General features: G+C 61.7%; 25 protein-coding genes. 19 read left to right on the top strand and 6 right to left on the bottom strand.

The window, feature by feature from the left end; all coding sequences use genetic code 11:
• Positions 1–53: 53 nt before the first annotated feature.
• The 3 genes from rnhB (at position 54) to folP (ending at position 3,096) form a co-directional block, all read left to right on the top strand.
• Positions 54–725 (top strand): ribonuclease HII, encoded by a 672-nt coding sequence (rnhB, locus tag LZ538_RS04735; protein WP_249830869.1) that lies wholly within the window; start codon positions 54–56, stop codon positions 723–725.
• 154 nt (positions 726–879) lie between these two features.
• On the top strand, positions 880–2,016 hold the full coding sequence (locus tag LZ538_RS04730; protein ID WP_283937632.1) for a site-specific DNA-methyltransferase: 1,137 nt from the start codon (positions 880–882) through the stop codon (positions 2,014–2,016).
• 9 nt (positions 2,017–2,025) lie between these two features.
• On the top strand, positions 2,026–3,096 hold the full coding sequence (gene folP / locus LZ538_RS04725; RefSeq protein WP_249830867.1) for a dihydropteroate synthase: 1,071 nt from the start codon (positions 2,026–2,028) through the stop codon (positions 3,094–3,096).
• Here folP and LZ538_RS04720 read toward each other — a convergent pair.
• Together LZ538_RS04720 and LZ538_RS04715 are read right to left on the bottom strand one after the other, a co-directional pair.
• Positions 3,047–3,820 (bottom strand): phosphodiester glycosidase family protein, encoded by a 774-nt coding sequence (locus tag LZ538_RS04720; protein WP_249830866.1) that lies wholly within the window; start codon positions 3,818–3,820, stop codon positions 3,047–3,049. The genes folP and LZ538_RS04720 overlap by 50 nt on opposite strands.
• Before the next feature lie 18 nt (positions 3,821–3,838).
• Complete coding sequence (locus LZ538_RS04715) at positions 3,839–5,275, bottom strand: sigma-54-dependent transcriptional regulator (protein WP_249830865.1); 1,437 nt, start codon at positions 5,273–5,275, stop codon at positions 3,839–3,841.
• A 149-nt stretch (positions 5,276–5,424) separates the two neighbouring features.
• On the opposite strand from LZ538_RS04715, the gene LZ538_RS04710 reads away from it, so the two are divergent.
• From LZ538_RS04710 to LZ538_RS04700, 3 genes are read left to right on the top strand one after another with little or no spacing between them, the layout of a single operon-like run.
• Positions 5,425–5,577 carry a hypothetical protein gene (locus LZ538_RS04710; protein ID WP_249830864.1) on the top strand — a complete coding sequence of 51 codons (153 nt, stop codon included), beginning with the start codon at positions 5,425–5,427 and terminating at the stop codon, positions 5,575–5,577.
• A 4-nt stretch (positions 5,578–5,581) separates the two neighbouring features.
• A complete protein-coding gene (locus LZ538_RS04705) occupies positions 5,582–6,712 on the top strand; it encodes a Re/Si-specific NAD(P)(+) transhydrogenase subunit alpha (protein WP_249830863.1) in 1,131 nt (376 codons plus the stop codon).
• Positions 6,712–7,827 (top strand): NAD(P)/FAD-dependent oxidoreductase, encoded by a 1,116-nt coding sequence (locus tag LZ538_RS04700; RefSeq protein ID WP_249830862.1) that lies wholly within the window; start codon positions 6,712–6,714, stop codon positions 7,825–7,827. The genes LZ538_RS04705 and LZ538_RS04700 overlap by 1 nt, the downstream gene beginning before the upstream one ends.
• Here LZ538_RS04700 and LZ538_RS04695 read toward each other — a convergent pair.
• The 3 genes from LZ538_RS04695 to LZ538_RS04685 form a co-directional block, all read right to left on the bottom strand.
• A complete protein-coding gene (locus LZ538_RS04695; RefSeq protein ID WP_249830861.1) occupies positions 7,801–8,283 on the bottom strand; it encodes a YbaK/EbsC family protein in 483 nt (160 codons plus the stop codon). The two genes, LZ538_RS04700 and LZ538_RS04695, sit on opposite strands and share 27 nt — an antisense overlap.
• Positions 8,280–8,699, bottom strand: coding sequence for a secondary thiamine-phosphate synthase enzyme YjbQ (locus LZ538_RS04690; protein WP_249830860.1), 420 nt, complete (start codon positions 8,697–8,699; stop codon positions 8,280–8,282). The genes LZ538_RS04695 and LZ538_RS04690 overlap by 4 nt, the downstream gene beginning before the upstream one ends.
• Positions 8,700–9,075: 376 nt before the next feature.
• Complete coding sequence (locus LZ538_RS04685; protein WP_249830859.1) at positions 9,076–11,361, bottom strand: EAL domain-containing protein; 2,286 nt, start codon at positions 11,359–11,361, stop codon at positions 9,076–9,078.
• Positions 11,362–11,516: 155 nt separating this feature from the next.
• Here LZ538_RS04685 and LZ538_RS04680 point away from each other — a divergent pair, with 155 nt between their 5' ends.
• Positions 11,517–11,807 (top strand): NAD(P) transhydrogenase subunit alpha part 2, encoded by a 291-nt coding sequence (locus tag LZ538_RS04680; protein ID WP_249830858.1) that lies wholly within the window; start codon positions 11,517–11,519, stop codon positions 11,805–11,807.
• Positions 11,800–13,239, top strand: coding sequence for an NAD(P)(+) transhydrogenase (Re/Si-specific) subunit beta (locus LZ538_RS04675; RefSeq protein ID WP_249830857.1), 1,440 nt, complete (start codon positions 11,800–11,802; stop codon positions 13,237–13,239). The genes LZ538_RS04680 and LZ538_RS04675 overlap by 8 nt, the downstream gene beginning before the upstream one ends.
• Here LZ538_RS04675 and ctlX read toward each other — a convergent pair.
• Positions 13,223–14,209 (bottom strand): citrulline utilization hydrolase CtlX, encoded by a 987-nt coding sequence (ctlX, locus tag LZ538_RS04670; protein WP_249830856.1) that lies wholly within the window; start codon positions 14,207–14,209, stop codon positions 13,223–13,225. The genes LZ538_RS04675 and ctlX overlap by 17 nt on opposite strands.
• 145 nt (positions 14,210–14,354) lie before the next feature.
• On the opposite strand from ctlX, the gene LZ538_RS04665 reads away from it, so the two are divergent.
• From LZ538_RS04665 to LZ538_RS04615, 11 genes are all read left to right on the top strand, one after another.
• Entirely contained in the window at positions 14,355–15,071 is a 717-nt protein-coding gene (locus tag LZ538_RS04665) for an aspartate/glutamate racemase family protein (protein ID WP_249830855.1), read from the top strand.
• A 40-nt stretch (positions 15,072–15,111) separates the two neighbouring features.
• Entirely contained in the window at positions 15,112–17,052 is a 1,941-nt protein-coding gene (gene uvrC / locus LZ538_RS04660) for an excinuclease ABC subunit UvrC (protein ID WP_249830854.1), read from the top strand.
• Positions 17,049–17,786, top strand: coding sequence for a DNA repair protein RecO (gene recO, locus LZ538_RS04655; protein ID WP_249830853.1), 738 nt, complete (start codon positions 17,049–17,051; stop codon positions 17,784–17,786). Before uvrC ends, recO begins: the two co-directional genes overlap by 4 nt.
• A 30-nt stretch (positions 17,787–17,816) precedes the next feature.
• Positions 17,817–18,197, top strand: a complete 381-nt coding sequence (gene apaG / locus LZ538_RS04650; protein ID WP_430741959.1) for a Co2+/Mg2+ efflux protein ApaG — start codon at positions 17,817–17,819, stop codon at positions 18,195–18,197.
• A 73-nt stretch (positions 18,198–18,270) separates the two neighbouring features.
• A complete protein-coding gene (locus LZ538_RS04645; RefSeq protein WP_249830852.1) occupies positions 18,271–19,041 on the top strand; it encodes a metallophosphoesterase in 771 nt (256 codons plus the stop codon).
• Positions 19,042–19,246: 205 nt separating this feature from the next.
• Positions 19,247–19,837, top strand: coding sequence for a polysaccharide biosynthesis/export family protein (locus LZ538_RS04640; protein ID WP_249830851.1), 591 nt, complete (start codon positions 19,247–19,249; stop codon positions 19,835–19,837).
• Positions 19,838–19,874: 37 nt separating this feature from the next.
• Positions 19,875–22,094 carry a GumC family protein gene (locus LZ538_RS13350; protein WP_249830850.1) on the top strand — a complete coding sequence of 740 codons (2,220 nt, stop codon included), beginning with the start codon at positions 19,875–19,877 and terminating at the stop codon, positions 22,092–22,094.
• Between the two features lie 20 nt (positions 22,095–22,114).
• Positions 22,115–23,284 carry a hypothetical protein gene (locus tag LZ538_RS04630; RefSeq protein WP_249830849.1) on the top strand — a complete coding sequence of 390 codons (1,170 nt, stop codon included), beginning with the start codon at positions 22,115–22,117 and terminating at the stop codon, positions 23,282–23,284.
• A 4-nt stretch (positions 23,285–23,288) separates the two neighbouring features.
• Positions 23,289–24,638: an O-antigen ligase family protein gene (locus LZ538_RS04625; RefSeq protein WP_249830848.1), complete on the top strand. Its 1,350-nt coding sequence runs from the start codon at positions 23,289–23,291 to the stop codon at positions 24,636–24,638.
• Between the two features lie 3 nt (positions 24,639–24,641).
• Complete coding sequence (locus tag LZ538_RS04620) at positions 24,642–25,025, top strand: hypothetical protein (RefSeq protein ID WP_249830847.1); 384 nt, start codon at positions 24,642–24,644, stop codon at positions 25,023–25,025.
• A 136-nt stretch (positions 25,026–25,161) separates the two neighbouring features.
• Positions 25,162–26,003: cadherin-like domain-containing protein (locus tag LZ538_RS04615; RefSeq protein WP_249830846.1), on the top strand; the 842-nt coding region annotated here is incomplete at its 3' end.

Genomic DNA, 26,003 nt, shown 5'->3' with positions numbered 1-26,003 from the left:
AAATTCGGCGGTTGCCACTGGCGACTCACTGAGCAGCTTCATAGGCTTACGCTATGCCTCGGCGCTGTTCCTTCAAGCTTGAGCTGGATTTTCCGCAACCGTTGGCGGGGGTGGACGAGGCCGGATGTGCGCCGCTCGCCGGCCCAGTCGTCGCTGCCGCCTGCATCCTGGACCGTCAGAAATTCCCGCGCGGGATCGACGATTCGAAGAACCTGCCCATCGAAAAGCGAGAGGCGATTTACGCGAGGCTGATCGATTGCTCGGCCTGGGGCGTGGGGGTCGCAACGGTCGAAGAGATCGACACGATCAACATCTACTGGGCGCGCATGCTGGCCATGACCCGCGCCGTGGAGGCGCTCGGACTGGAGCCCGCGTGGGTGCTGGTCGATGGCAATGCCTGTCCGAAATGGCAGCGCCCTTCGAAAGCGATCGTCGACGGCGACGCCAAATGCCGATCGATCGCGGCCGCCTCGATCATCGCCAAGGTCACACGCGACCGAATGATGGTGGACTATGCAGCCGCACACCCAGGCTATGGCTGGGAGCATAATCGCGGCTATCCCACGCCGGACCATCGTCGAGCGCTGCGTGAATTGGGTCCGACCCCGCTTCACCGGCGAAGCTTTGGCCTCGTCCGTCAAATGATGGCGGAAGCGGCGCAGCCGGAACTCGGACTGGAAGAAATGCAGCCAGCGAGTCCTGAGGGTCACACCACCAGCTGTTGAGTCTCGGAGATCAATGCGGACTCAACATCTTGTGTCGCGCAACTCCTGGACTCGGTCTGTTCCGATGTGCCGTTTTGGCGCGTTAACCCTTGTTTGCTTGACCGCGAGTCCGCGCTGACTCACGTTTCCGGGTCAAAGACGGGGGCAAAGCTATATGAACCTCATCGCCCGCATTGCGGATGGCGAGTCACTTTTGCGACCGAAAGCGATCGCACCGCGCGAGATTCTTCCGTTCAATGTTATCATTGAGGGGGACTGCATCTCCGAGATGACGAAGCTGCCCGACAAGTCGGTCGACATGATCTTCGCCGACCCACCTTACAACCTTCAGCTCGGTGGCGATCTCTTCAGGCCTGAGGGCAGTCGCGTCGACGCCGTCGACGACGAATGGGACAAGTTCGAAAGCCTCACTTCATACGATAACTTCACGCGCGACTGGCTGGAGCAGGCGCGGCGCATCCTGAAGGACAGCGGGACGATCTGGGTGATCGGCAGCTATCACAACATCTATCGTGTCGGGACTTTGCTTCAGGATGCCGATTTTTGGATCCTGAACGATATTGTCTGGCGCAAAACAAATCCGATGCCGAACTTCCGCGGCACGAGATTCACGAACGCTCATGAGACTTTGCTTTGGTGCGCGAAAGACGAGAAGGCACGGTACACGTTCAACTATAGGGCGATGAAGGCCCTCAACGACGATCTCCAGATGCGGTCCGATTGGGTCCTCCCGATCTGCGCCGGCAGTGAGCGGGTCAAAGGGGAAGATGGCGCGAAGGCGCATCCGACGCAGAAGCCCGAGGCATTGCTCTATCGCATCCTGCTTGCCTGCACGAAGCCGGGCGATGTCGTGCTGGACCCTTTCTTCGGGACTGGAACGACTGGAGCTGTCGCGCGGCGGCTTGGCCGTCGCTGGATCGGGATCGAGCGAGAGCCTTCCTATGTCAAAGTCGCGCGGGCGCGTATCGAGTCGACGCTTCCGCTGGACGAGAGCGCCATGCGCACGGTGCCGGACAAGCGCGAGCAGCCCCGTGTGGCTTTCGGAGTCCTGGTGGAAAGTGGGCTGGTGCCCGCAGGAACGGTCCTGTGCGACGCCAAGCGCCGCTGGACTGCTTCGGTTTGTGCCGATGGTTCAATTGCTTCCGACGCTCATTCGGGCTCGATCCATAAAGTCGGTGCAGCTCTCCAGAACGCTCCTTCCTGCAATGGCTGGACTTTCTGGCACGTGCGCGACGGCCGGGATCTCCAGGCACTGGACGTCTTGCGGCAGCGCTACTTGTCCGCGCTATAGCGCGGTTCGATGCGCACGCTCCTTCGCCCGACGGCTTTCGTCGATTCCCCGTTCGGCCATGACGGCAAGGTCGCTCGGCTTGCCGGTGGGCTGAACTGGTTCTCAGCCGTCGAATTGATTCATGTCGACGGACGCAGCAGGACCTCTTCCGAGCTTGTACCCGTGGAAGGCATCGATAGGCGTCTCGACGCCGATGCCACGGCCCAATGGGATGCCCTAATTGCTTCACGCCCTCCGTTGCAGCTCGGCGAGCGCACCATTCGCCTCGACCAACCGCAGCTTATGGGCATCGTGAATGTCACTCCGGACAGCTTCTCCGACGGAGGCCAGTTCGCCGACGCTGGGCAAGCCGCCGACGCAGGTGCACGGATGACCGCAGCGGGAGCGGCAATGATCGATGTCGGAGGCGAGTCGACCCGGCCCGGCGCGAAGGCGGTTTGGGAAGGCGATGAACTTGAGCGAGTCGTGCCGGTAATCCGTCAACTGGCCGCGGGCGGCACTGCAGTGTCCGTGGACACACGGAAAGCGGACGTCATGACGGCGGCGGTTGGCGCCGGTGCGCGCATGATCAACGACGTATCTGCGCTCACCTTTGACGACCGCGCAGGTGACGTGATCGGGTCCGCGAGTGTCCCGGTAGTCCTCATGCACCACCAGGGCGCTCCGGAGACGATGCAGGACGACCCTCGTTACGATGACGTGCTCGTGGAGGTGTTCTTGTGGCTCGAGGAACGAATTGCCGCGGCCGAGGCAGCCGGGATATCGCGCAACAAGATTCTCATCGACCCGGGCTTCGGCTTCGGCAAGAACGTCGGCCACAATCTCGAGCTGATGAACGGCCTTGCGCTCTTGCATGGCCTTGGATGCCCGATCGTCGTGGGCGCAAGCCGCAAGCGGATGATAGGTGCCCTATCGGGCGAGGCACCCGCGGATCAACGACTTGGCGGGAGCATTACCCTCGCGTTGAAGGCGGCAGAGCAAGGCGCCCAGATCTTGCGCGTCCACGACGTTCCCGAGACAATGCAGGCCGTTAGGGTTTGGCGTGGCCTCCGCGATCAGGCGTTGACGCCGAGGGTTTGAGCCCGACGATCATCGGGCCGAGCTCCGCATGGGAGTCCATTCTACCATTGGCCGGGTCCCACAAAGAGCTGACCGATCCGTCGAAGAACAGCGCGTTCGGCGTCTTCAGGCTATCGCGAAAGAAGCGGGCCAGCTTTCCGAACGACACAGGGTCTTCTGAAATCACGAACAGCGGCCGGCCATCGCGTGTCACGCCGACGCCATTGCGGATGAGCCGCGATGTGCCGTCCGCCTCGATCTTTGGATGAAGTTTGCCATCGATCACCAGCATGGGGCCGGACTGGGTCTCGATGTCAGGTGCGCAGCGGAATTGCGGGACTGCCTCGCTCTTCACAATCATTACCGACTTTCCGCCGCAGGTCACGATGAAGACGCCGTTCGGCTTCATATGAAAATTGCCCGGACCATCCCGCAGGTTCACTTTGTGCAGCGCTGCGCCATTCGCTGTCGCGAGGCCGATCGGACGGCCGTCTTCGTCGAACATCCCCGCATTCATCGCGAATGCTACCTTGTCCTGGTCAAGCGCCAGATCCGCGAAACTTCTGAGCGGCGTTTGTCCCTTGGCAGCAGCAAACAGCCTCAGCTCGCCACCCTTATTGCCGCAGACGGTGAACCGAGTACCTTCGAACGTTTGTTCCGAGCAGAAAGACGCTGCAACCTCGCGCGCAGGACTTCCACCGCACGCGCATAAGGCAAGGACGATCGCGATGAGGAGGCCGCGCACCCCTGCGAGACTAGTCCGTCAGGCCGCGGTGTCGATCCCGAGCTCGCCTAGCTTGCGATAGAGCGTGGACCGGCCGATGCCGAGACGGCGGGCAACCTCCGCCATACGCCCCCTATAATGGCCGATCGCCAGCCGGATGATGTCCGCTTCGATATCTTCAAGCGGACGAAGGTGGCCGTCGCTCGAATAAAGCGTGACGCCCGGTCGTCCTCCGATGGCCTCATCGCTGCTTGCCTTGCTGATGATCGGCGCGAAGTCATTGCGCCGTCCCGAGAAGCGCGACTGGATGGCGATGTGCGGAAAATGCTCGGCGGTGAGCGAGCCGCTTTCGCATTGAAGCCCGGCGCGAAAGAGGACCGCCGCAAGCTGACGCACGTTGCCTGGCCAGCCGTATCGCATCAGCACTGCGAGAGCGTCATTGCCGATCGAGAGCGGGCGTGCACCGATCTGTTCGGCAAGGCGGGTCAGGAGATGCCGCGCAAGCACTGGAATATCTCCGCTTCGGTCGCGCAGCGACGGCAGGTTTACCGTGGTGGACGCAATTCTTTCCGCGAGACCGGAATTAAAGTCCTCGGGAAGGGGACGGCTGCTTGTCGCAATCACTCGCACATCGACTGAATAACTGCCGTTGAGGCCAACGGGACGGACCTCGCCAGTCGCCAACACGCGATCGAGCCGCTCCTGGGTCTCGGCAGGCAGGCCACCGATCTCGTCGAGCAGCAGGGTCCCGCCGTCGGCCTGGACGATCTTGCCGACTTTCGATGCAAATGCGCCTGGAAAGGCGCCCTTTTCATGACCGAACAATTCGCTGTCGATGATATTCGCAGGCACAGCCTTGCAATCGAGCAGGAGTAATGGACCCTTCGCACGAAGGCTTGCTGAGTGGATCGCGCGAGCGATCGTTTCCTTGCCGGTTCCCGGCTCACCAATGATCAGGATCGGCAGCCGGTTTCGTGCGGCCTTAGCCGCAACCGCAAGCGCCGACCGGAATTCTGGAGCCGCGCCGATAAGTTGCTCTAACGACAGATCGGGAGCCATCTTCTCGGATAGCGGCGCAAGCTCGCCCGCAGCCTTGCGGCGGTCGCTGTTAGCCGCGAGCGCCTCAGTCAGGCGCTCTGGCGCCACGGGACGCACAAGGAAATCCGATGCGCCGGCCCGCATGGCGTCGACGGCCGTCGAGACGCTGTCACCGGTGGAAAGGACAATGACCGGGAGGCGCTCTCGCTGGTCGCGGAGAGCTCCGATGAGGCTCGGCCCGGTTTCGGGATCCCAGTTGGTGACCAAGACCGCCTGTACCTCGCGACCGTGAGGTCCCTGCAACAGCGCGACGGCTGTTTCCTCGTCGGCCGCGCCGACGACGCTCCAATTTGCCCGAGCGGCGACAGCAGAGATCAGCCTCCGTTCGGCTGGATCCGCGGCTAGCAGCAGCAAGGACCGAGTGCGCTCTTCGCCCATCGTGACTCCTTCAGAGGGCACTCTAAGGCCGAGGAGTAAAGGCGTGCTTAAGAACCATGCGGTCGCGCGCGATGAGGGGCTTGGGTGTCCTGCCCGGCGTTGTTATGGACGTCGCAAGCGTTGAGGCGCGTCTAGGAAAGGGAATTGGGATGGCAGAAGAAGAACCGTTGCTCGTCGATCCGCCGACGCAGGACGTGGCGATTCACGTGCGCGATTATTCACGCTTCACCGCAATGTTAAAGTGGGGCGCCATCGTCTGCCTGATCCTGGGCTTCCTCGTCCTTCTCATCATTTCTTCCTGACGCCGTGACCAAGATCGCGGTGTTGAAGGAGACGGCTCCCGGCGAGACGCGTTGTGCCGCGATTCCGGAAACCGTGAAGAAGTTCGTCGCGCTTGGCGCGCAAGTGGCGGTAGAGCAGGGGGCCGGAGCATCCGCCTCGATCGGTGACGCAGACTTCGAAACGGCCGGCGCCACGGTGGGTTCGCGGCAGGATGTGATAGCCGGAGCTGACATCATTCTTTGCGTCCAAGGACCTGACGGCATCGAAGGCGCCCAAGCAGGGGCCTTGCTGGTCGGTGGTCTCGACCCGGTTCGGCGCGCGGACTCCATAGAGGCATATGCGAAGACCGGCATCGACGCGCTTGCGATGGAATGGATGCCGCGAATTACTCGCGCGCAGTCCATGGACATATTGTCGTCGCAGTCCAACCTCGCCGGGTACAAAGCCGTGATCGACGGCGCCGCGGCATATGGCCGCGCCTTCCCGATGATGATGACGGCAGCTGGGACCGTCAGCCCTGCGAAGCTGTTTGTGATGGGGGTGGGAGTTGCTGGTCTGCAGGCGATTGCCACCGCGCGGCGTCTGGGGGCGCAGGTCAGTGCGACAGACGTCCGCTCGGCAACGAAGGAGCAGATACTCTCACTCGGCGCGAAGCCGATCTTCGTCGAAAATGTAGCAGGCATCGAGGGCGAGGGCGCCGGCGGCTATGCGACGGAAATGTCCGACGAATATCAAAAAGCGCAGGCTGAGCTCGTGTCCGGGCATATCGCGAAGCAGGATATCGTGATCACAACTGCGCTGATTCCGGGCAAGCCCGCGCCGAAGCTGATCAGCGATGCGCAGATCGCCAGCATGCGTCCGGGCAGCGTGATCGTCGATCTGGCCGCGGAAGCCGGGGGCAATGTGGAGGGCACAGTGGCCGGCGAGAGCGTCGAGAAGCACGGAGTGACGATCGTCGGAGCGAGCAATCTCGCGCGCAGTCTTTCGGCCGATGCCTCGGCCCTGTTCGCGCGCAATCTCTTCAATTTCCTCAGCGCTTTCTGGGACAAGGATGCGGGGCGCCCGCTGCTTCCGGACGATGACGAGATCGTCAAGGGCATCCGCCTGACGCACGGCGGGAAGATTGTTCACGAGCGGTTGACCGCCGCAGCATAGTGCCGCTGCTGACAAGCGACATCCTCGTGATCGGGGGCGGGATCGCCGGCCTTTCCGCCGCCGCCGCTTTGTCTCGAGATGCTCACGTCCGTGTCCTCGAAGCCGAGGAGCAAATTGGGTTCCACTCGTCCGGGCGGAGCGCGACAATGCTCCATTATGCGCTCGGCGACCGCTTGGTTCGCGCGCTCACCTTGGCAAGCAGGCCGTTCTTCGATGAGCCGCCCAGCGATTTCGCTGACGTGCCGGTGGGCCGGGAGATGCCTGTGCTGGTCTATGCGCGCGACGACGAACGCGGCGAGCTCGATGTGCTGGGCTCCGAGCTGGCCGGCTTTGCTCATCTCGAGAGGCTGGATGGAGTGGCAGTGAGCCAGCTCTGTCCGCTGCTCAAGGAAGATGCCCGGCACGGCCTTGCCGACCACCGAGGTATCCGGTTGGACCCGCACGCTCTTCTTCAGGGTTTCTTGCGCCAGCTGCGTGGGAGCGGCGGGCAGTTTCATTCGAAGTCTCGCGTGGCGAAGATCGAGCACCGCGCAACCTGGAGCGTGAGCACAGAAGAAGGCGACGAATTCCAGGCGCCCATTGTCATCAACGCAGCGGGTGCGTGGGGCGACAGTGTTGCGCGGTTGGCCGGGGTGCAACCCATTGGGCTTCAGCCCAAGCGTCGCACGATCATCACTTTCGATGGGCCGGCGGGGACCAAGCTCGAGGAACTGCCTTTCGCAAAGACTGTCCACGATGAGCTTTATTTCGCGCCGGAGAGCGGTCGGCTCTTCGCGTCGCCGATGGATGAGATTCCGGCGGATCCATGCGATGCGCAGCCGGACGACTATGAGGTCGCGCTTGCCGCCTTTCGCATGGAGGAGCGAACCACGGTCAAGGTCGAACGAATTCACAGCAAGTGGGCCGGACTGAGAACATTTGCGCCCGACCGTCACCCCGTGTGCGGCTTCGAAGGTCAAGCGGAAGGGTTCTTCTGGCTGGTTGGACAGGGAGGCTTCGGCCTTCAGACCTCGCCGGCGATGGCAGAAATCGTCTCCGCGCTGATTACGAAGAGCCGATGGCCGGTCGCGGACGTACAGCCCGAAGACCTAAGTCCCGACCGTTTCCACGGGTAGGTTGCATAGGTCCACCCACCGGTCCCCGACGAGATCGAACAGCCGTTCGGTTGGGCATTCGACCGAGGTGTTGAGCGAGCCGCCTGCTGGATAGACGATGCTGAAAGCTTGCAGCGACACATCCAAATAGACGGGCAGGGATGTTCGAAGCCCGAACGGGCAGACTCCGCCGACCGGATGGCCAGTGACCTCAAGCGTTTCCTCTGCACCCAACATCCTCGGCCGAGCGCCCAATGCGTCCTTGCATTTGCGATTATCGAGCCGCGCATCCCCGCGAGTGACCAAGAGGAAGAGATGATCTCCGGCACGTACAGTCAATGTCTTGGCGATCTCGCCAGGCGTCACGCCCAAAGTCCTCGCGGCATCCTGGACCGTGGCCGTGGTGTCATGGGCTTCGACGAGCCTGAGGTCGGGTGCGTGGCTGCGGAGCCAGGCCCGCACGGATTCCTCGCTCATTCGCCGATCAGGTGGAGCGCAATCTCGCGCTCAGGCGTGTTCTGTCGATGCTCGAAGAGGAAGATGCCCTGCCACGTGCCCAGCATCATTTGGCCTCCCGCTATAGGAACGCTGAGTTGCGTCGCCGTCATTGCCGAGCGAAGGTGCGCGGGCATGTCGTCAGGACCTTCCTCGTCATGTTCGTAGTGAGTCCCTTCGGGCGCGATATGGGCGAAGTAGCGCTCGAGATCGCGTCGTGCGGCGGGCGCGGCATTTTCCTGGATTACCAGCGATGCGGAGGTGTGCCGGCAGAAGATGGTCAACAGGCCCCGCGCTATTCCGGTGGACCTGACCCATTCGTCGACGTCTTGGGTGAATTCGTGAAGTCCGGGCCGAGTCGCGCGAATCGCTAAAGTAGTGTCCGCTTGGCGAAGCATGGGGGCGCCTAACGATTATCATTGGCCTGGGCCAGCGTCGCAGGGGTTGCGGGTAAGCGCATAAGAGAAAAGCGCCCACCCACCGGGTAAGCGCTTTAACTCTTTGAATTTGCGTTCCGTTTCCGGAACGGCTTAGAACGATTAGCCGTTCGATCCGGCGTTCGTCCAGCCTCCACCGCAGAGCCAGCTCCAGAACCCGCGGCCAGCGTTAACCTTTTTCATCGTTCGTACCCCTGTCTTCTTCTGCGATTCGGCAGATGAGGGGATCTTAACCTTAATCGATATGGTTAGCAAACCATTAACTATTTCGGCGCGGGCACGAGAATTGGCTGCGCTAGTCTTCGCGCGATTTGCCGGTTAGTTGGGGTCTTCGTCTTTAAGCGACGCTGCGCTTGCGATCCGACGAAATACGCTTGGTCAGGCTGTCGATGCTCATGGGTCGGCCAACGGCAAAGCCCTGCGCAACGTCGCAGCCCATTTCGATAAGAAGGTCGAGCGTTTCGTGGTCTTCCACACCCTCCGCGACGACCTTGCGATCGAGCGAGTGGGCCAAGCCAATGGTGGACTGGACCATTACGCGGTCGCTCCGATTGTCGACCATGCCTTTGACGAAACTCTGGTCGATCTTGATCTCATTGGCGGGGATCTTCTTCAGATATTCGAGAGTGGACAGGCCCGTGCCGTAGTCGTCGATGGATATGCGCACCCCTAGCTCGCGCAGACGCGAGATCATCTCAATTCCCTCGCCGCTGCCGCTGAGCGCTGCAGTTTCCGTGAGCTCGAGCGTCAATAAATTGGGCGACATTCCGTGGCGCGCGAGCAGGGCGGAGACGCGCAACGGGAAGCCCTTGTCGCCGAGCAGTCGAGCAGAGAGATTCACGGCGATCTCGAAATCGGCCGCGCGCTTGTTGATGGCTGCCGCCGAGGCGATCGCCTTTTCGAGGACAAAGTCCGTGAGCTTTCCGATCCGGCCGTGCTGCTCTGCGGCCGCGACGAATTCCGACGCTGCGATCGGGCCCTTTTCCGGATGGGTCCAGCGGGCCAAAGCCTCTGCCCCGATGATCCGGCGCGTCGCCAGATCCAGCTTAGGTTGGTACGCCACCCAGACCTCGTTGCGGTCGATGGCCTCGTCCAGCTGGCTCAGCATCGAAAGCTTCCATGAAGCGTCCTGCAGGCTCTCCGGATCGTGATATTTCCACCTGAGCCCGTCATGCGCAGCTTCGTCGGCGGCGACGAGCGCGCTTGCCAGGCGGTTCGCAAGCGAACGGCCGCTTCCAACCTCGACGCCAAACGCCACGGTCAGGTCTAGCGATACGCCCCCAACGCGCGCGGGGTTTCGGAACAGCGAGTAAAGGGCGTCCAGGTGATTGCTGAATGCTGTGCGAGGTTCTTCGAACCATGCGAAGATACCGCCGTCGCCTTGATAGATCCTGCGAGTGGGATCGCCGATCGACAGACGGCTCACGATCTGGTCCACCAGCTGGCGCTCGCCGTTTGCCGGGAGCGTTGCGACGATCTCGGCGTAATTGAGGATCCGCGCAGCCACGAGCGACTGCTTGCTTCCGGCCCTGTTTGCACGAAGCGCATTCAGGTTGGGAAGGTCCGATACGGGATTCACCAAGCCGCGCGCGCGGTACCGGCGCCATCCGAGCACGGAACTGACGGTAAGCAACACGAAGACTGCCGGCGTGATGTCGAAATAGATAAGCTTGGCCTCAAACAGGGCGGGTATGAACAGAAGCGCCACAGCGGCACCCGCTAGCGAGAGGCTTTGCGGCACGTTCGTGCGCAGCGAGGTCACGCCCGCGCACAGCAGCAGCGAGACCAGGAAAGGCGCGAACCAGCCCAGATAAACAGGATTACCGGCCTTCAGGGTCTCGGCCCCGATGATGTGCACGTTCACCGCGCCCATCCGACCGGTCCCCGGGATGAACATCTGGTCGCCGATGGCTTCGCTCGTTGCACCGATGATGACGTCCTTGCCCCGAAGCGACGTCGGATCGAAAGATCCCCCGAGAACGTCAGCTGCTGAAATCGAGGGGATGCTCGAAAGGTCGAGCGAATAATCAGGCACGAACAGGCCAGTCTGCTGCGTTCGATTGGCCAACAATGCCGCGAACGACGGCATCGATCCGGCACTGGACTGCGCGGAATAAGGCACGCGCCAGGCGGCGTCGGCGTAATTGTACGGCAGGCTTATCGAGCCCAGTTGGGCGTGCTTCGTGAAAGCGCCCATCGGGAAAGCGTCTTGCTGCGCCCCCTGGCTCGGTCCTGAGCGGGTCTTCACCGGCAGGACCACCCGTCCCGAGCGCGCCAGCGAACGAGTAAGCGCCCGATCGTTGGGGTCGTCTGTTGCTCCGCTGAACAACACGTCTACGAAGATGCGCTTCGTGCCAGCACTTGTGAGCTTGTCGATGAGCGCGGCATGCTTGGCTCGCGGCCATGGCCATCGGCCGATGTCGCGCAGCGATTTATCATCGACTTTGATTAGGACGATGTCGCCGCTAGCTTTGTGCAAATGCAGGCTGTTGCGGCCCGTGCGCAAAAGATCCTCGGGTAGCTCACCAAAGCCGATGAGCCCGAAAATCAGCCCTGCAATCGCCGTCCACAGCAACAAGCGCAACGGCGAATGCTCGGCTTTCTGATCCTTACGCCGAAGCACAGGCGCACGTTCTCCCGAACAACCACTTCGCTTTGACGGTTAAACGGTTAAAAAATTGGAAACCGCGCCATGGTTAAGCGCCTACGCTGAGCGAGGCCTCGACAGCAGCCGATCCAGCGGCCAGAAAAGCCGCCGCATTCCGCGCCGGAGGGGCTATGGACTTCATCTCCATCCTGTCGATCTTCGTTCTGGCCTGTTTCGTCGGATATTATGTGGTTTGGTCGGTTACTCCGGCGCTTCACACTCCGCTTATGAGCGTGACCAACGCAATCTCCTCGGTGATAGTCGTCGGGGCGTTGATCGCTGCCGCTGCAGCTGGAAGCCCCAGCTCAAAGTGGCTCGGCCTGGTGGCGGTTGCTCTTGCAAGCGTGAATATCTTTGGGGGCTTCGCGGTCACTCAGCGGATGCTCTCGATGTACAAGAAGCGGGAGCGCAAAGATGCCTGAAGCGGCCCACGCGCAGCCTTCTTGGGTGCTGCTCGCTTATCTGATCTCTGGCATCTGCTTCATTCTGGCCTTGCGCGGCCTGTCGAGTCCGGAGAGCAGCCGCCGCGGCAACTGGACCGGCATGCTCGGCATGGCGATTGCCATTGGTACCACCCTTGCCGTTCACGAGATCGCATCGCTGCCGGAGATCGTCGGCGCCATGGCGATCGGTGGCGGCATTGGCCTGGTGACCGCTCGTAAGATCCAAATGACCGCGATGCCGCAGCTGGTCGCCGCCTTTCACAGTCTCGTCGGCATGGCCGCAGTGCTGGTCGGTGCGGCGGCCTATCTCAATCCCGAGGCATTCGGCATTGCGGCCCGCATCACGCCCACTTTCGGGCCCTCCATTGTCAGCATCTTGCCGGTCAGCCGTGTCGAGATGGGCCTTGGCGTGGCAATTGGCGCAATTACCTTCTCGGGCTCGGTGATCGCCTTCCTCAAGCTCAACGGCAACATGTCGGGCAAGCCGATCCTCCTGCCGCTCAGGCACCTGATCAACCTGGGCACATTGGCCGCGATCCTGGCGCTCATCGCCTATTTCACGACGGATCAGAGTCACTGGGTGTTCTTCACCATTGCCGGGCTAAGCTTTGTGATCGGCTTTCTCCTGATCATTCCCATCGGCGGCGCGGACATGCCCGTCGTGATCTCGATGCTGAACAGCTATTCCGGCTGGGCCGCGGCGGCGATGGGCTTCACCCTTCACAACAGCGCGATGATCATTACCGGCGCGCTAGTCGGAAGCTCTGGCGCGATCCTCAGCTACATCATGTGCAAGGCCATGAATCGCAGCTTCATTTCGGTAATCGCTGGGGGCTTTGGGGGCGACGCAGTCGCTGGCGGTGCCGCCGCAGCGATCGACCGGCCGTACAAGCGGGGCTCTGCCGAAGATGCGGCATTCCTGATGAGCCAGGCCGACCAGGTCATCATCGTACCCGGCTACGGCATGGCCGTAAGCCAGGCGCAACATGCACTTCGCGAGATGGCGGATCTCCTCAAGAAGGAAGGGGTTCGGGTCAAATATGCGATCCACCCCGTTGCAGGCCGCATGCCCGGACACATGAACGTGCTGCTCGCGGAGGCCAACGTGCCATATGACGAAGTGTTCGAGCTTGAGGATATCAACAGTGAGTTTGCGCAGACCGACGTCGCCTTCGTGATCGGCGCGAACGACGTGACGAACCCGGCCGCCAAGACCCACAAGAGCTCGCCAATCTATGGGATGCCGGTTCTGGACGTGGAAAAAGCTCGCACAGTGCTGTTCGTGAAGCGGTCGATGGGTGGCGTTGGATATGCGGGCGTCGACAATGAGCTCTTTTATCGGGACAACACGATGATGCTGCTCGCTGACGCCAAGAAGATGGTGGAGGAGATCGTCAAGAATCTGGGCTGACGCGAGGTCCAATTCTAGGCAAGTGGATGTCGGCGATCATGCAGCGAACGCTGCCGCCTCCCACAGCCTCGATTGTCGGAATGGCAGCGTCGACAAGGCTTCCGAACTTTTCCAATTGCCGCAGCTGATCGGGCCGGAAGCTCGCCCGCGCCGCGCTGGAGAGCGCGACCAGTGGCTCTCCTTGGTGAGTCCTCAGCTCGATGACGTTGCAAGCGAATTGCCGGAGCTGATCGAAATCGACCTGGATGATCGTACGGCCGCTCGCTTCGATCTCGTCGATCAACACTGCCCTCATCTCCTCTGCGACAACATCGCTGCAAAGCACCGCGAACCTAGCGCCCAGGCTCAACAGGACATTGGTGTGGTAGATCGACTGGCCGCCGCGATCATGCGCTTCGAAAACCAAGGTCGAATAGTCTACCCGATCGTCGAAATCTGCAATGACATGAGGATCGGTGCGCGGGCTGAGGCTCGCATAAGCGCGGCGTTCCGGTCGATCCAGGATCAGGCTGCCGGTACCTTCGAGAAAATGCCCGCTCCGCTCGTGGAAGCTGAGGTCGACGATTTGGCGCACATCGAACTCGGAAGCAGCGAGAAGCGCCTTCAAACCATCGGCGTTGCGCTCGAGGCGGCGCGCTTGCGTTGCCATGGGATAAAGCACCACGGTGCCGTCGGCGTGGAACGAGCACCAGTTGTTGGGGAATAGGGCATCCGGTTTCGCTGGCGCGGCTGAATCCTCCAGGACGACAACACGGACGCCGGCGGCGGTCAGCCGCTCTGCAAGTCCATCGAACTCGCGCAACGCCTGGGAGTGAACATCTTCGGAGCCTCGCCCTTCCGCGAAGACATTGCTCTCCGCTGCCTCCGGGTGGAACCCGAACGCAGCTGGTCGCACGAGCATCACTTCGCTGCTGGTTTGCGCCTCGCTCTGCACGGGCCGCTTTTCGGCTATCGAACCGAGCGCTGGCAAGCGCGCTCCATCAATCCACGGAAATCTGATTCATTTCCTGTAAAACCAAGCGTTTACCGCTTGTCCCGTTACAGCCCATCGAAGACAAGATTCGGGCGTTGCCGATTCTGGCGACGAATTCGGGTTCTAGGCCGGGGGCGAGACATTGCGGAAACTAGGCATCGTTGGTGGAGCGAGCTGGTCGTCAACTGCGCTCTATTACGACCATATCAATCGGGGAATCGCTCGCGAGCTGGGCGGCATGCACAGCGCCCGCTTGATCATCGAGAGCTTCGACTTCGAGGATTATGCGGCGTTCAACAATACGGAGAAATTCGAGGCCGCCAATTCAATGGTGGCCAATGCTGCCAAGCGCCTGGCCGACGCCGGCGCTCAGGGCATCCTCCTTGCCTCGAACACGATGCATCGGGCGGTCGACACCGTCGAGGCAGCCTCGGGCCTGCCGGTTATCGACATTCGCCGCGTGACCGCGGAGCGCGTGGCCGCCGACCGGCGGAACGTGGTTGCTCTTCTCGGAACGCGCTTCACGATGGTCGAGCCGTTCGCGCGCGGGCCCTATGAGGAGCGCGGCATCGTAATCCATGAGGTCAGCCCTTCCTGGCGAGACGAGGTCGATAGAATCATCTACCAGGAGCTTGTGGCCGGACGGGTCGTTCGCGACAGCCAGCGCAAGCTCAAGACTCTTATCACCGAACTGCAGAAGCAGAAGGTCCAGGCGGTCGTGCTCGGCTGCACCGAGCTCGTGCTAGCAGTCGACGTTCGCGCCAATGTTCTTCCCGTCTACGACACGACCGCTATCCACGCGCGCGCGGCGGTCGAGTGGATGCTCGACGACGAGCAGGAGGCGAGGGCGGCCGCCTGACCCTCTCGCGCCGGCGAGGGCTAACGCCTATCTCCATCGTGTGAGCAAGGCCGACCGTCCAGATCATCCGGGAGCGCGTGAACGCTTCAACGAAGAGCAGGCGACCTACGCAGTGCGGGGGGCGGAACAGCCCGACCTCGAAAAAGGCATCGCAGCGATCCGCGAGGTGTGGAAAACGCTTCCGATCCGTCCCGGCGTCTATCGCATGCAGGATGCGCGTGGTGACGTTCTGTACGTGGGCAAGGCCAGGGCGCTGAAGAACCGCGTCACCAATTACACCCAGGTCGCCAAGCTGCCGAAGCGGCTCCAGCGGATGGTGGCGCAAACCCGCTCGATGACGATCGTGACTACCAGGACGGAGGCCGAAGCGCTCCTCTTGGAAGCGCAGCTGATCAAGCGCTTCCGCCCTCCTTACAACGTTCTGCTGCGTGACGACAAAAGCTTCCCTTTCATTCTTCTCCGCGAGGACCATGCCTTTCCGCGCGTGCAAAAGCATCGCGGGGCCCGGCGAATCAAAGGCCAATATTATGGTCCGTTCGCCAGCGCCGGATCCGTCACCAGAACGCTTAACGCGCTTCAGAAGCTTTTCCTGCTAAGAAGCTGTTCCGACAGCTTTTTCGAGAATCGGGCGCGACCTTGCCTGCTCTACCAGATCAAGCGCTGCTCCGCACCGTGCGTGGGACGGATCAGCGGAGCGGACTATGACGAGCTGGTCGACGACGCGAAGGCGTTTCTTGCCGGCAAATCTACGAATGTTCAGGCCAGGCTCTCGCGGCTGATGGCTCAGGCGGCGGACAAGCGCGATTACGAGCTTGCAGCGGTCTATCGGGATCGGCTGCGCGCGCTGACGTACATACAGGGTAGCCAGACCGTCCATGCCGAGGGGCTTGGCGACGGCGATGTGTTTGCGCTGGCCTGCAAGGCCGGGACGATGTCCATCCAGGCCTTCTTCATCCGCGGCGGGCAGAATTGGGGGCACCGTGCATTCTTCCCTGCTCACACAAGCGACGTGCCTGAAGCGGAGGTGCTCTCGAGTTTCCTCGTTCAATTCTACGAGGACATGCCGCCGCCTCGCCGAATCCTGGTCGACCGCGAATTGCCCGATCAGGAAGTCCTCGAGGAAGCTTTGTCGGCGCGTGCCGGCAGGCGCGTCGGCATCGAAGTCCCCAAGCGGGGTGACCGTCGCAAGCTGCTCGATCAAGCGCGTCGTAACGCAGAAGAAGCGCTCGAGCGCCGTCTGGCTGAGACGACCACCCAGGGAAAGATACTGCGCGAGCTTGCCGACACGTTCGAGCTGCCCGACGTTCCCAAGCGGATCGAAGTCTACGACAACAGTCACATAATGGGCACGAACGCGACTGGCGCGATGATCGTCGCGGGACCGGAGGGGTTCCGGAAAAACAGCTACCGCAAGTTCAACATCAAGCGCGCCGAAACCCAGCCTGGCGACGACTTTGCAATGATGCGGGAAGTGCTCGAACGCCGCTTCGCGCGCCTCGAGAAGGAAGATCCCGACCGGCAGAGCGGTGAATGGCCGGACCTGCTGCTAATCGATGGAGGCAAGGGACAGCTCTCATCCGTCCTGGAGGTCATGGAGGATATGGGCGTTCACGACGTCCCGGTTGCAGGTGTTGCGAAAGGCCCCGACCGCAACGCCGGACGGGAAATCTTCCACCTGCCCGGAGGCCGCGAGATTACGCTGCCTCCCAACTCGGCCCTGCTCTTCTATCTTCAGCGCCTGCGGGACGAGGCGCACCGCTTCGCGATCGGCACGCATCGCGCAAAGCGTGCGAAGAGCCTCACGACCTCGACGCTCGATGAGGTCCCCGGAATCGGTCCAAATCGAAAGCGGGCGCTCCTCATGCACTTCGGCACTGCCCGAGCAGTGAAGGGCGCCGCGCTCGAGGATCTCGAACGTGCGCCGGGCATAAGCAAGGCGATCGCGCGCCAGCTCTACGATTATTTTCATCCGCGCGGATGAGGACCGAGACCCGAGCGATCGTCTGTGCTCTCCGCAATCACGGGGAACATGGCGCGATTGTGCGGCTCATGACGCCCGATCTTGGGCTGCAGGCCGCTTATGTGCGAGGCGCGCGGGGGCGCCGGATGCGCCCCGTCCTGATCGCCGCCAATATCGTCGAGGCACAGCTTTCGCAGCGAACGGATGCCCAATTGCCGCAAGCGAGCGTCGAGCTGGTTCACAGCCGCGCTCCACTGCTGAGCGAGCCCTTGCCGGCCGCAGCTATTGAATGGGCAACGGCCTTGACTGCCACGGCACTTCCAGAGGGTCAGCCCTATCCATCCCTCTACGAGGGCCTGGCCGGCCTCCTCGACGCCATCGAAGCGGCGCCATCGGCGAGCGGATGGGGCGCCGCCCTCGTTCGTTACGAGCTGCTGCTGCTCGCTGAACTCGGCTTTGGGCTCGACTTGGGGCAATGTGTCGTGACCGGCTCTAGCGACGATCTGACCGCTGTGAGCCCGCGATCCGGCCGCGCCGTAAGTGCAGCAGAAGCCGAGCCCTATGCGGGCAAGCTGCTCCCGCTTCCCCGATTCGTGAAGCAGGGCGGCACCGCAACCTGGCGGGAGATCGCAGAAGGACTAAACTTAACGGGCCACTTTCTGGCAAGAGACGTGCTGGCTGAGCGTTCCTCTCCCCTATTGGATGCACGTATTCGGCTCGTCGAGCGGTTGCGCGTGGCGGGTGGACTGGCCTAACTGAACAACGTGACGATCGACGCGCTGGCCATGTTGTTTCCCAACGTCGCGGTTACTCGCGGAATAGCCGTCCGCGTTGCGGTCAGTTACCTCGCCGAGCAGTCCGACCCTTCGTCGAGCCGATGGTTCTGGTCTTACCATGTCCGGGTAGAGAATGGGTCGGATGTCGCGGTTCAGCTTCTTTCTCGAAACTGGAAGATCGTCGATGGCCGCGGCACCGTGCACGAAGTGCAGGGAGAGGGTGTCGTCGGGGAGATGCCGCTGATCGCCCCTGGCGCCAGCTTCGATTACGTCTCTGGGTGCCCGCTCGACACGCCAACGGGAACGATGAGCGGAAGCTATAGGATGGTCGACGAGGACGGAAGCGCCTTCGACATTGATATTCCGCGTTTTCAGTTGCTCAGCGCCTGAAGCAAGCTTTCGTCGGCCATCATGCCTCAGAGGGGAAAGCAATCCCGCTTCGTGAGTTCTAGGGACTATGTTCATGTTGAGCCGTAAGTCTGTCGGTCCCGTCGGTGCACGGGCCCACCGCGCTTACGTGGTTGGAGACATCCACGGCCGGCTCGATCTCCTCGAGCAGTTGCTCGGGAAAATACACGAGGATCTGAAGGACCGCCCGGCGAAGGCGACCCTGCTCGTCTTCGTGGGCGACTTGATCGACCGGGGACCCAACTCAGCGCAGGTGATCGAGCGCCTTCGGACCTACCGGCATGCTGGTGTCAGTCCCGTCTTCCTGCTCGGCAATCATGAAGAGGTGCTCCTTCGCATCCTTAAGGGGGACGGCTCTCTCATTCCCAGCTGGCTGCGTTTCGGCGGGGCACAATGCCTAACAAGCTATGGCGTTGATCCCGCCACGCTCGCCAGGTTGCGGTCGGACGCAGCTGTCGAGGCAGTCCGCGCAGCAGTTCCGCCAGAGCACGTCGAGTTCCTGGAAGAATTCGTCGATACTTGCCGGTTCGGGGACTACCTTTTCGTTCACGCCGGAATACGTCCTGGCGTCGAGCTCGATGATCAGCGCCAGTCGGACCTTCGATGGATCCGGGAGCCATTCCTTCTCGACGATACGGACCACGGTTTCATCGTCGTCCACGGTCATACGATCAGTTCGGAGATTGAGGAGTGCGCCAATCGGATTGGCATCGACACGGGAGCCTTCGCAACGGGCATATTGAGCGCGGTCGCAATCGAGGGTGAAGAGAGATGGTTCCTCGACACGCGAGCCCCTACGCCCACGGCCGTTGCGCACGCGCATTGATTCAATCCGTATTGAATACTAATCACGCCCGCTCCGGGGAGATCGATTAGGGGGATCGCGCGTATTTTCGCGAGGTATTGTTGTGCTTGCTGATCTGATTGCCGCCCCGAAGTCGTTCCGGTTCTTCCTTGCTACCCTAGCTGCCACTTTTCTGCTGGCCGGCTGCACGGAAGGTCGGGGAGGCCCGCTACCCTATGATATTGCCATGCCCGCGCCTGATGCGCCCACCGTGGCGCCGCTGGAAAGCGACTACAGGATCGCCCCTCTCGACAAGCTGGCGATCAAAGTCTTGAAGATGGACGATCTGACGGGCGAATATAATGTCGATCTCGCTGGCAACATATCGCTCCCGTTGATCGGTGAGGTAAGAGCGGTCAATCTAACGACAGCTCAACTCGACAGTGAGCTTACCGCCAAGCTTGGCGAGAAATATCTGGAAAATCCGGACGTCAGCGTTGGAATCAAGGAATCCACTAGCCGCGTGGTCACGGTAGATGGCGCTGTCAGGGAGCCAGGAGCCTTTCCGACGATCGGCCCCACGAGCCTCATGCGCGCGGTGGCCTCCGCGAAGGGCATAACCGAGGACGCCAACCCGCACCGCGTCGCGGTCTTCCGTACCGTCAATGGACAGCGCCAGGGCGCCGCATTCGACCTGGTGGCGATCCGCCGCGGTCAATCGCCGGATCCCCAGCTCTACGCCGGTGACATCGTAGTCGTCGACGGTTCCTCGATACGCCAGGCGTACAAGCAGATTCTCGGCACTATTCCGTTGCTGGCTATCTTCGGTCCGCTCTAAGCGTGCGACACATGCAACATCAGGATTTAGTCAGGCCGTGAATAACAGCATCGCCGTACCGGACGATCGAGCCTGGCCTATCCAGCCCTACGCGCCCCAAGCCGCCGCCGAAGCTCGTCCGGGACAGCGAATCTATTCCGCGAGCAACATTCTCGATTTCACCACCTTCCTGCGGATCTTGCGGCACTGGAAGTGGCTGATCCTGGGGGCAATTGCTCTGGGCATAGCTGCGGGGATGATCCTCAGCCTGATCACGACGCCAATCTACCGGGCATGGGTGACGCTCGAGGTCAATCCGCCCACCGTGTCGGTCAACGATGAACAAAGTCGCCAACGTGAGCAGTCGATCGGCGATAGTTACGAGTTCGTGGTCACGCAGGCCGGGCTTATCGAGAGCCAGAATGTCGCGCAACGAACGGCTCAAGAACTCAATCTCGCCAACAACCCAAACGTGGTTTCGATGGACGTCGATGCATCGGACCGGCTCAAGATCGCCGCAGCGACCGTGCAAGGAGGACTTCACGTCATCGAGCCCAAAGAGGGCACGCTCATCAGATTCAGCTATGACTCGCCATCGCCACAACTAGCCGCTCAAGTGGCCAACGGCATTGCCGACAGCTTCATCAATTCATCGCTCCAGAGGCGTTATGAAGCGTCAGCTTACGCCAGGAATTTTCTTGAGCGGCAGATATCGAAGGCGCGCAGCGATCTTGAGCGATCGGAGCGGTCGCTGGTCGCCTATGCACAGGCTCAGGGGATAATCACGACGTCGAACGAAAGCGACGGCGGGCCCCCAAGCGATGCGGGCTCGCTTCAGGGCGAGTCCCTGATAACGCTCAACCGCGCTCTTGCGGACGCGACTGCTCGTCGGGTCGCGGCCGAAGGTGCCTATCGGCAATCGCTGGCCACGGGGCCGACGAGTGATGTGACTGCAAGCACCCAAGCCCTCAGGCAACAACGTGCGACGCTTCAGGCCGACTACCAACAGAAGCGCACGTTCATGAAGCCCGAGCATCCGGAGATGCAGAGCCTTCAGGCGCAAATCAACGAGCTCGACCGGCAAATCGCCCAGGAGGGAGCTCGCATGTCGTCGGGGCGGAGCAACACCCTGCTGGCCGATTATCGTGCAGCCTTGTCGGCGGAACATGCCCTTCAAGGGCGCGTGAACCAACTGAAGGGTTCGGTGCTCAATCTTCGTGGCAGGAGCATTCAGTACAACATCCTGCAGCGCGAGGTGGATACTAACCGCGGCCTGTACGATGCGCTTCTTCAGCGCTTCAAGGAGATCGGAGTGGCAGGAGGGATCGGCATGGCGCCGGTCTCGGTCGTCGACCGCGCGGATGCGCCATCCGCTCCCTACAAGCCCAACCTGCTGCTCAATCTGCTTGGTGGTCTGGGCCTCGGGCTGCTCGCCGGCATCGGAGCCGCGGTCGCGCTTGAATTCATTAACGACACGATCAAGACTCGAGAGGACATCCGAACGAAGCTGGCCCTGGCCTGCCTCGGCGCAGTCCCCAAAACGGCCGCGCGCGACGCGTTTGTCGACGACCTCAAGAATCCAACGTCAACGGTATCTGAGGCTTATTCGGCAATCGTCGCCGCGCTTCGATTCAGCACTGACGAAGGCATGCCGAAGATCATGGTCGTGACCAGCACGCAACCGGGCGAAGGAAAGTCGTCTACCGCCTTGGCGCTTGCCCAGAATCATGCTCGCCGCGAGAAGTCGGTCCTGCTGATCGACAGCGACTTGCGTAAGCCGGCGTTCAAGGCGTCCAACGAAAAGGTAGGCCTCAGCAAGTTGTTGACCACTGAGGACCAGATCGACGGCCACGTGCTTGAGACACAGCACGAGAATCTGTGGCTTCTGCCGAGCGGTCCGGTCCCCCCGAACCCCGCCGACCTGCTATCCACGAGCCGGATTCGGAAGATCATCGCCGAGGCTTCCGAACGTTTCGATCTGGTTGTCATCGATGGTCCGCCGACAATTGGCCTCGCCGATTCTCCTTTACTGGCGTCTGCGGCCGGCCACGTCCTCTTCGTGGTCGAGAGCGGGAAGACGAGGACGAGGGCCGCAATAGAAGCGCTGAATCGGCTCGAAGCGACCGGAACTCATGTCCTCGGGGCAGCGCTGACCAAGGCTCGCGACATGGGCGGTGGCTACGGCTATCACCGTTATGGCTATGGCTACGGATATGGACGCCAGCTCGATCGCAACAGGACAGAGATCCTGATGATCCCGCAGGCGAGCGACGACTGAGGCAAGCGCCGACCAATTCCATGACTCGAAAGCTCCTCGTCGCGTTCGCCGCAATGCTGCTCGCCGCGCAGGTCGTGCGTAATGCCGCTGTGAACGCGTGGGTGGAAAGTCGCCCGGAACGCGCATCGCTGTTCTGGCGATCGCATCCTCTCGTCGCGTTGTCGGACGGGATGATGGCAATAGCGACGTCGGTTCGACAGGGGCGGGCGGTAAATCCCGAAACTGTCCAAAAGATCGTGGATGTCGGTGAAGAGGCGCCGCTACAACCTGAGCCCTACCTCGTACGGGGGGTCGAACGGCAACTTTCCGGCGACCTGCCGTCCGCGGAGCGAGCTTTTGACGATGCAAAGTGGCGCGCGGGACGGTCTCTTCCCGCTCGTTACTTTCTCGCTCAGCGATATTTTCAGCGGGGCGACGAGCGGCGGGGCCTTGCGGAATCTGCAGTCCTTGCGCGGCTTGTGCCGAATGGCGCGGAAAGCCTTGCGCCCTACATCGCGGTTTACGCCCGAAATCGTGCCAATTGGCCGATGCTGCGCTCCATGTTCGAGGAAGGACATGGTCTAGCCGAGGCCACGCTGCGCGAGCTGGCCCGCGATCCAACCGCCACCGGGACTGTCCTTGCTCTTGCTGGTCCGCCGCCCGCCGGTGTCCACAGCGCATGGCTGCCGACGATGCTAAGCTCGCTGTTGGAAGCCCGACAATATGCGCTCGCTCGCCGGGTGTGGGCGTCCAGGTTCGCTGTCCGCGCAGACCAAGCGCTTCTATTCGACCCGGATTTTCGACAGCCTGCGCCTCTGCCGCCGTTCAACTGGTCGCTGCTTTCGAATAGGGCGGGCCTTGCGGAGCGACAGGTCGGCGGCGGCCTGCATGTCATTTCTTACGGCCAGGAAGACGGCTCGCTCGCCGGGCAGATCCTTCTCCTGAAACCCGGAGCCTACCGTTTCATCGCGCGATTCAGCGGTCTTGTACCTGAAGAGTCAGCGCTGCAGTGGCGATTGACGTGTGCTCCGACGAACGTCGTCCTGGCAGCCGCTCCCCTTGAGCGCGCCGTTGCGGGCTGGCGCTTCCAAGTGCCCGGCAATTGCGCGGCGCAGCGTTTGGAGCTGTTCGGCACGGCCACGGAGATTCCGCAGCAATCGGAGGCCCGGATAGTGCACGTCGAACTGACGCGAGAACCGGGCAATGGCTAGTCGCATGCGCGAAGCCGTAGTGCCGGCCTATCTGCTCCTGTGTCTGTTGCTGGGGGGCAGCGTGCAGGGCGTCTGGTTCAACATGATTTTGCAACTGGTCGGCTTGGCGATCGTTGCCTGGGCGGCGTTGGGAAGTGATGAGCGCCCGCTGATCCAGCCCGCTTGGAACCTGTTGCTGCTCATCCTTCTCGGGCTTGCAGTGATAGCTTTGCAGCTCGTTCCGCTTCCGGCTTCGATCTGGCCGCATCTCGGGGGAAGGGAACGCCTCGCCGCTGGTTTCAGTGCCTTGGGCGTACCGGTACCTCCTGTCGCGATTTCGCTGGCGCCGCATGAGTCTCTCACCGCCATGTTTGCCATGATACCTCCAATTGCGGTGATCTGTGCGATGCTACGCTTGCGCGCTTATCGTTCGCGGTGGCTAGCAATTACGCTCGTCGCTGGAACGATCGTCGGCATTCTGATCGGGGTGCTCCAGGTTTCGGGCGGCGCGGCTTCGCCTTGGTACCTATACGCCGAAACCAGCCGCGGCCTGGCTACCGGCTTCTTCGCCAATGCAAACCACATGGCGACCCTCTTGGTCGCGACCTTGCCGTTCCTCGCCGCGCTGCTTGCGTCCGTCCGCGGCGGCAGCGCTCAGCAATGTTCGGCGATGGCCGCGCTGATCGTCGGACTGGCGTTGGTCATCCTGGTGGGCTTGGCGCTTAATCAATCGCTGGCCGGATACCTCCTGGCAGTGCCGGTGGCCCTCGCGAGCGTGATGATCGTTCTGCCCGGGCGAAACCGCTTCCGCACGATTTCGGCGATGGTCTCCGGCACATTGCTCATTATCGCGATCATTGCGCTCTGGGTTGTGCCCATCGGTGGCCACAACTTGCGCGGCGATGTCCAGAGCTCGGTGCTTTCGCGGCAGGAGATCCTCACCACGTCGATCCGCGCGACCCGCGACCTCCTTCCGTTTGGGTCCGGTGCCGGCACCTTCCGGTCCGCCTACCAGCTTTACGAGGACCATGATCGTCTCGAGAAGCCGATCGTGAATCACGCCCATAACGAATATGTCGAGGTGGCTTTCGAAACGGGTGTGCCCGGCTTGGTGGTGCTCGGTCTTTTCCTTGCCTGGTGGGTAAGTGCGGCCGGAAGGGCCTGGCGCTCGGGCGTTTCTCCGTTTGCACGCGCCGCCAGTGTCGCTTCAGCCGCGATCCTCGCCCACAGTCTCGTAGACTTTCCGCTTCGCACGGCTGCTATTTCGACCGTTTTCGCAATGTGTTTGGCATTGCTGGCGCAGCCCAAGGTGCAGCGTGGACATGTGCGAGATTCGTCGGAATTGCGCCCCACGCGGCATCTCAGCTGGGAGTAAAGCGTGCTTCGTCAGCTCTGGTCGGCGCTCACCTCGGCGATGAGCTCATGGCATCAAGCGAAGCTGTTCGTCGAACATTCGACGACGATTAGCCATGACGCGCTGCATGTCGTGGTTGGCGTGGTGGCGCTTCTGATCTTGGGCTTGGTCCTTCGTCGCCCGATTGGGGCATGGCGACCCTGGCTATGGCTTTTCGCGCTCGCCTTGTGGAACGAAACCGTCGACCTTTGGGTGGAGCGCTGGCCCGATCCCGGCATGCAATATGGGGAGGGCGCGAAGGACTTGCTTCTGACGATGTTCCTTCCGACAACCCTGCTGGTTGCCCTCCGCCTTCGGCCAGAGCTTTTCCGTCCCGGTTCGGCACAGCGGACGCGCCGCCGGCGGTGAAGAAAATTGCCTCGAAAAATCCCGGTTTGGGACGGATGCGCAACCAAATGCTTGGCAACTCTCGTAAAATTCTACTAGTTAACGAAAGTTAACCGAGTCGCCGGGGGGCGGCTTGTGTATCTCGGGGGTACGCAAAATGGCTGGAGCAAGCGGCACGACGACGTCAACGGGGACGTCTGGCAGTGACAATCTCGTTGGCGGTTCGGGCAATGACACGCTGAGCGGGGGAGCCGGCAGCGATACGCTGAATGGTGGCTCCGGCAATGACACCCTGGATGGCGGCTCAGGTGCCGATCGGGTGCTAGGCGGGTCCGGGGCGGACACACTGATCTACCGGGCATGGGAGAATCTGACGAGCTCCACACCCATCGTATTCACAAGCTATGATATTTACGACGGCGGTAACGGGTCCGCGAGCGGCGGAACCGCTGAAATCGACACTCTTCTGATTTATCTCAGCCAAGCCCAGATGAACAACGCCGCGTTCATGGCGGCATTTACGGCTGAGTGGACTCAATACCAGGCGTTCATTCTCGCCAATCTCAATAGGAATACGGGCCAGGCAAGCCAGACTGAATTCACCTTCAAGACGATCAATCTCAGGGTCTCGGCGATCGAGCAGGCTTCCTATGGCCTCGATCCGACTTCCCCCGATGCCAAGAACGATGTGGCGTGCACTAATGAAGATAATGCGGTCGTGATCGACGTCCTCGGCAACGACACCAACGTCGACGTCTACGGCAATAATCAAGCGCTCAAGATCACGCAGATCAATGGGACGAACATCACCGCGGGCGGACCGGGAGTTGCGGTGCCCGGCGGTACGGTGACGCTGGGAATGGACGGCAAGCTCACATTCACGCCGACGCCCGATTACAACGGAACTCCGTCATTCACATACACGGTCCAGGATTGCGATGGCCTGACGGACACAGCAACCGTCAATCTCACCGTCAAGAGCGTCAACGACGCGCCGGC

Origin of the sequence: Sphingomonas hankyongi, from assembly GCF_023516575.1 — a bacterium.
Lineage (GTDB): Bacteria > Pseudomonadota > Alphaproteobacteria > Sphingomonadales > Sphingomonadaceae > Sphingomicrobium > Sphingomicrobium hankyongi.
The sequence above is the reverse complement of the archived record's forward strand: the minus strand, read 5'-3'. Positions and strand labels throughout refer to the sequence as shown.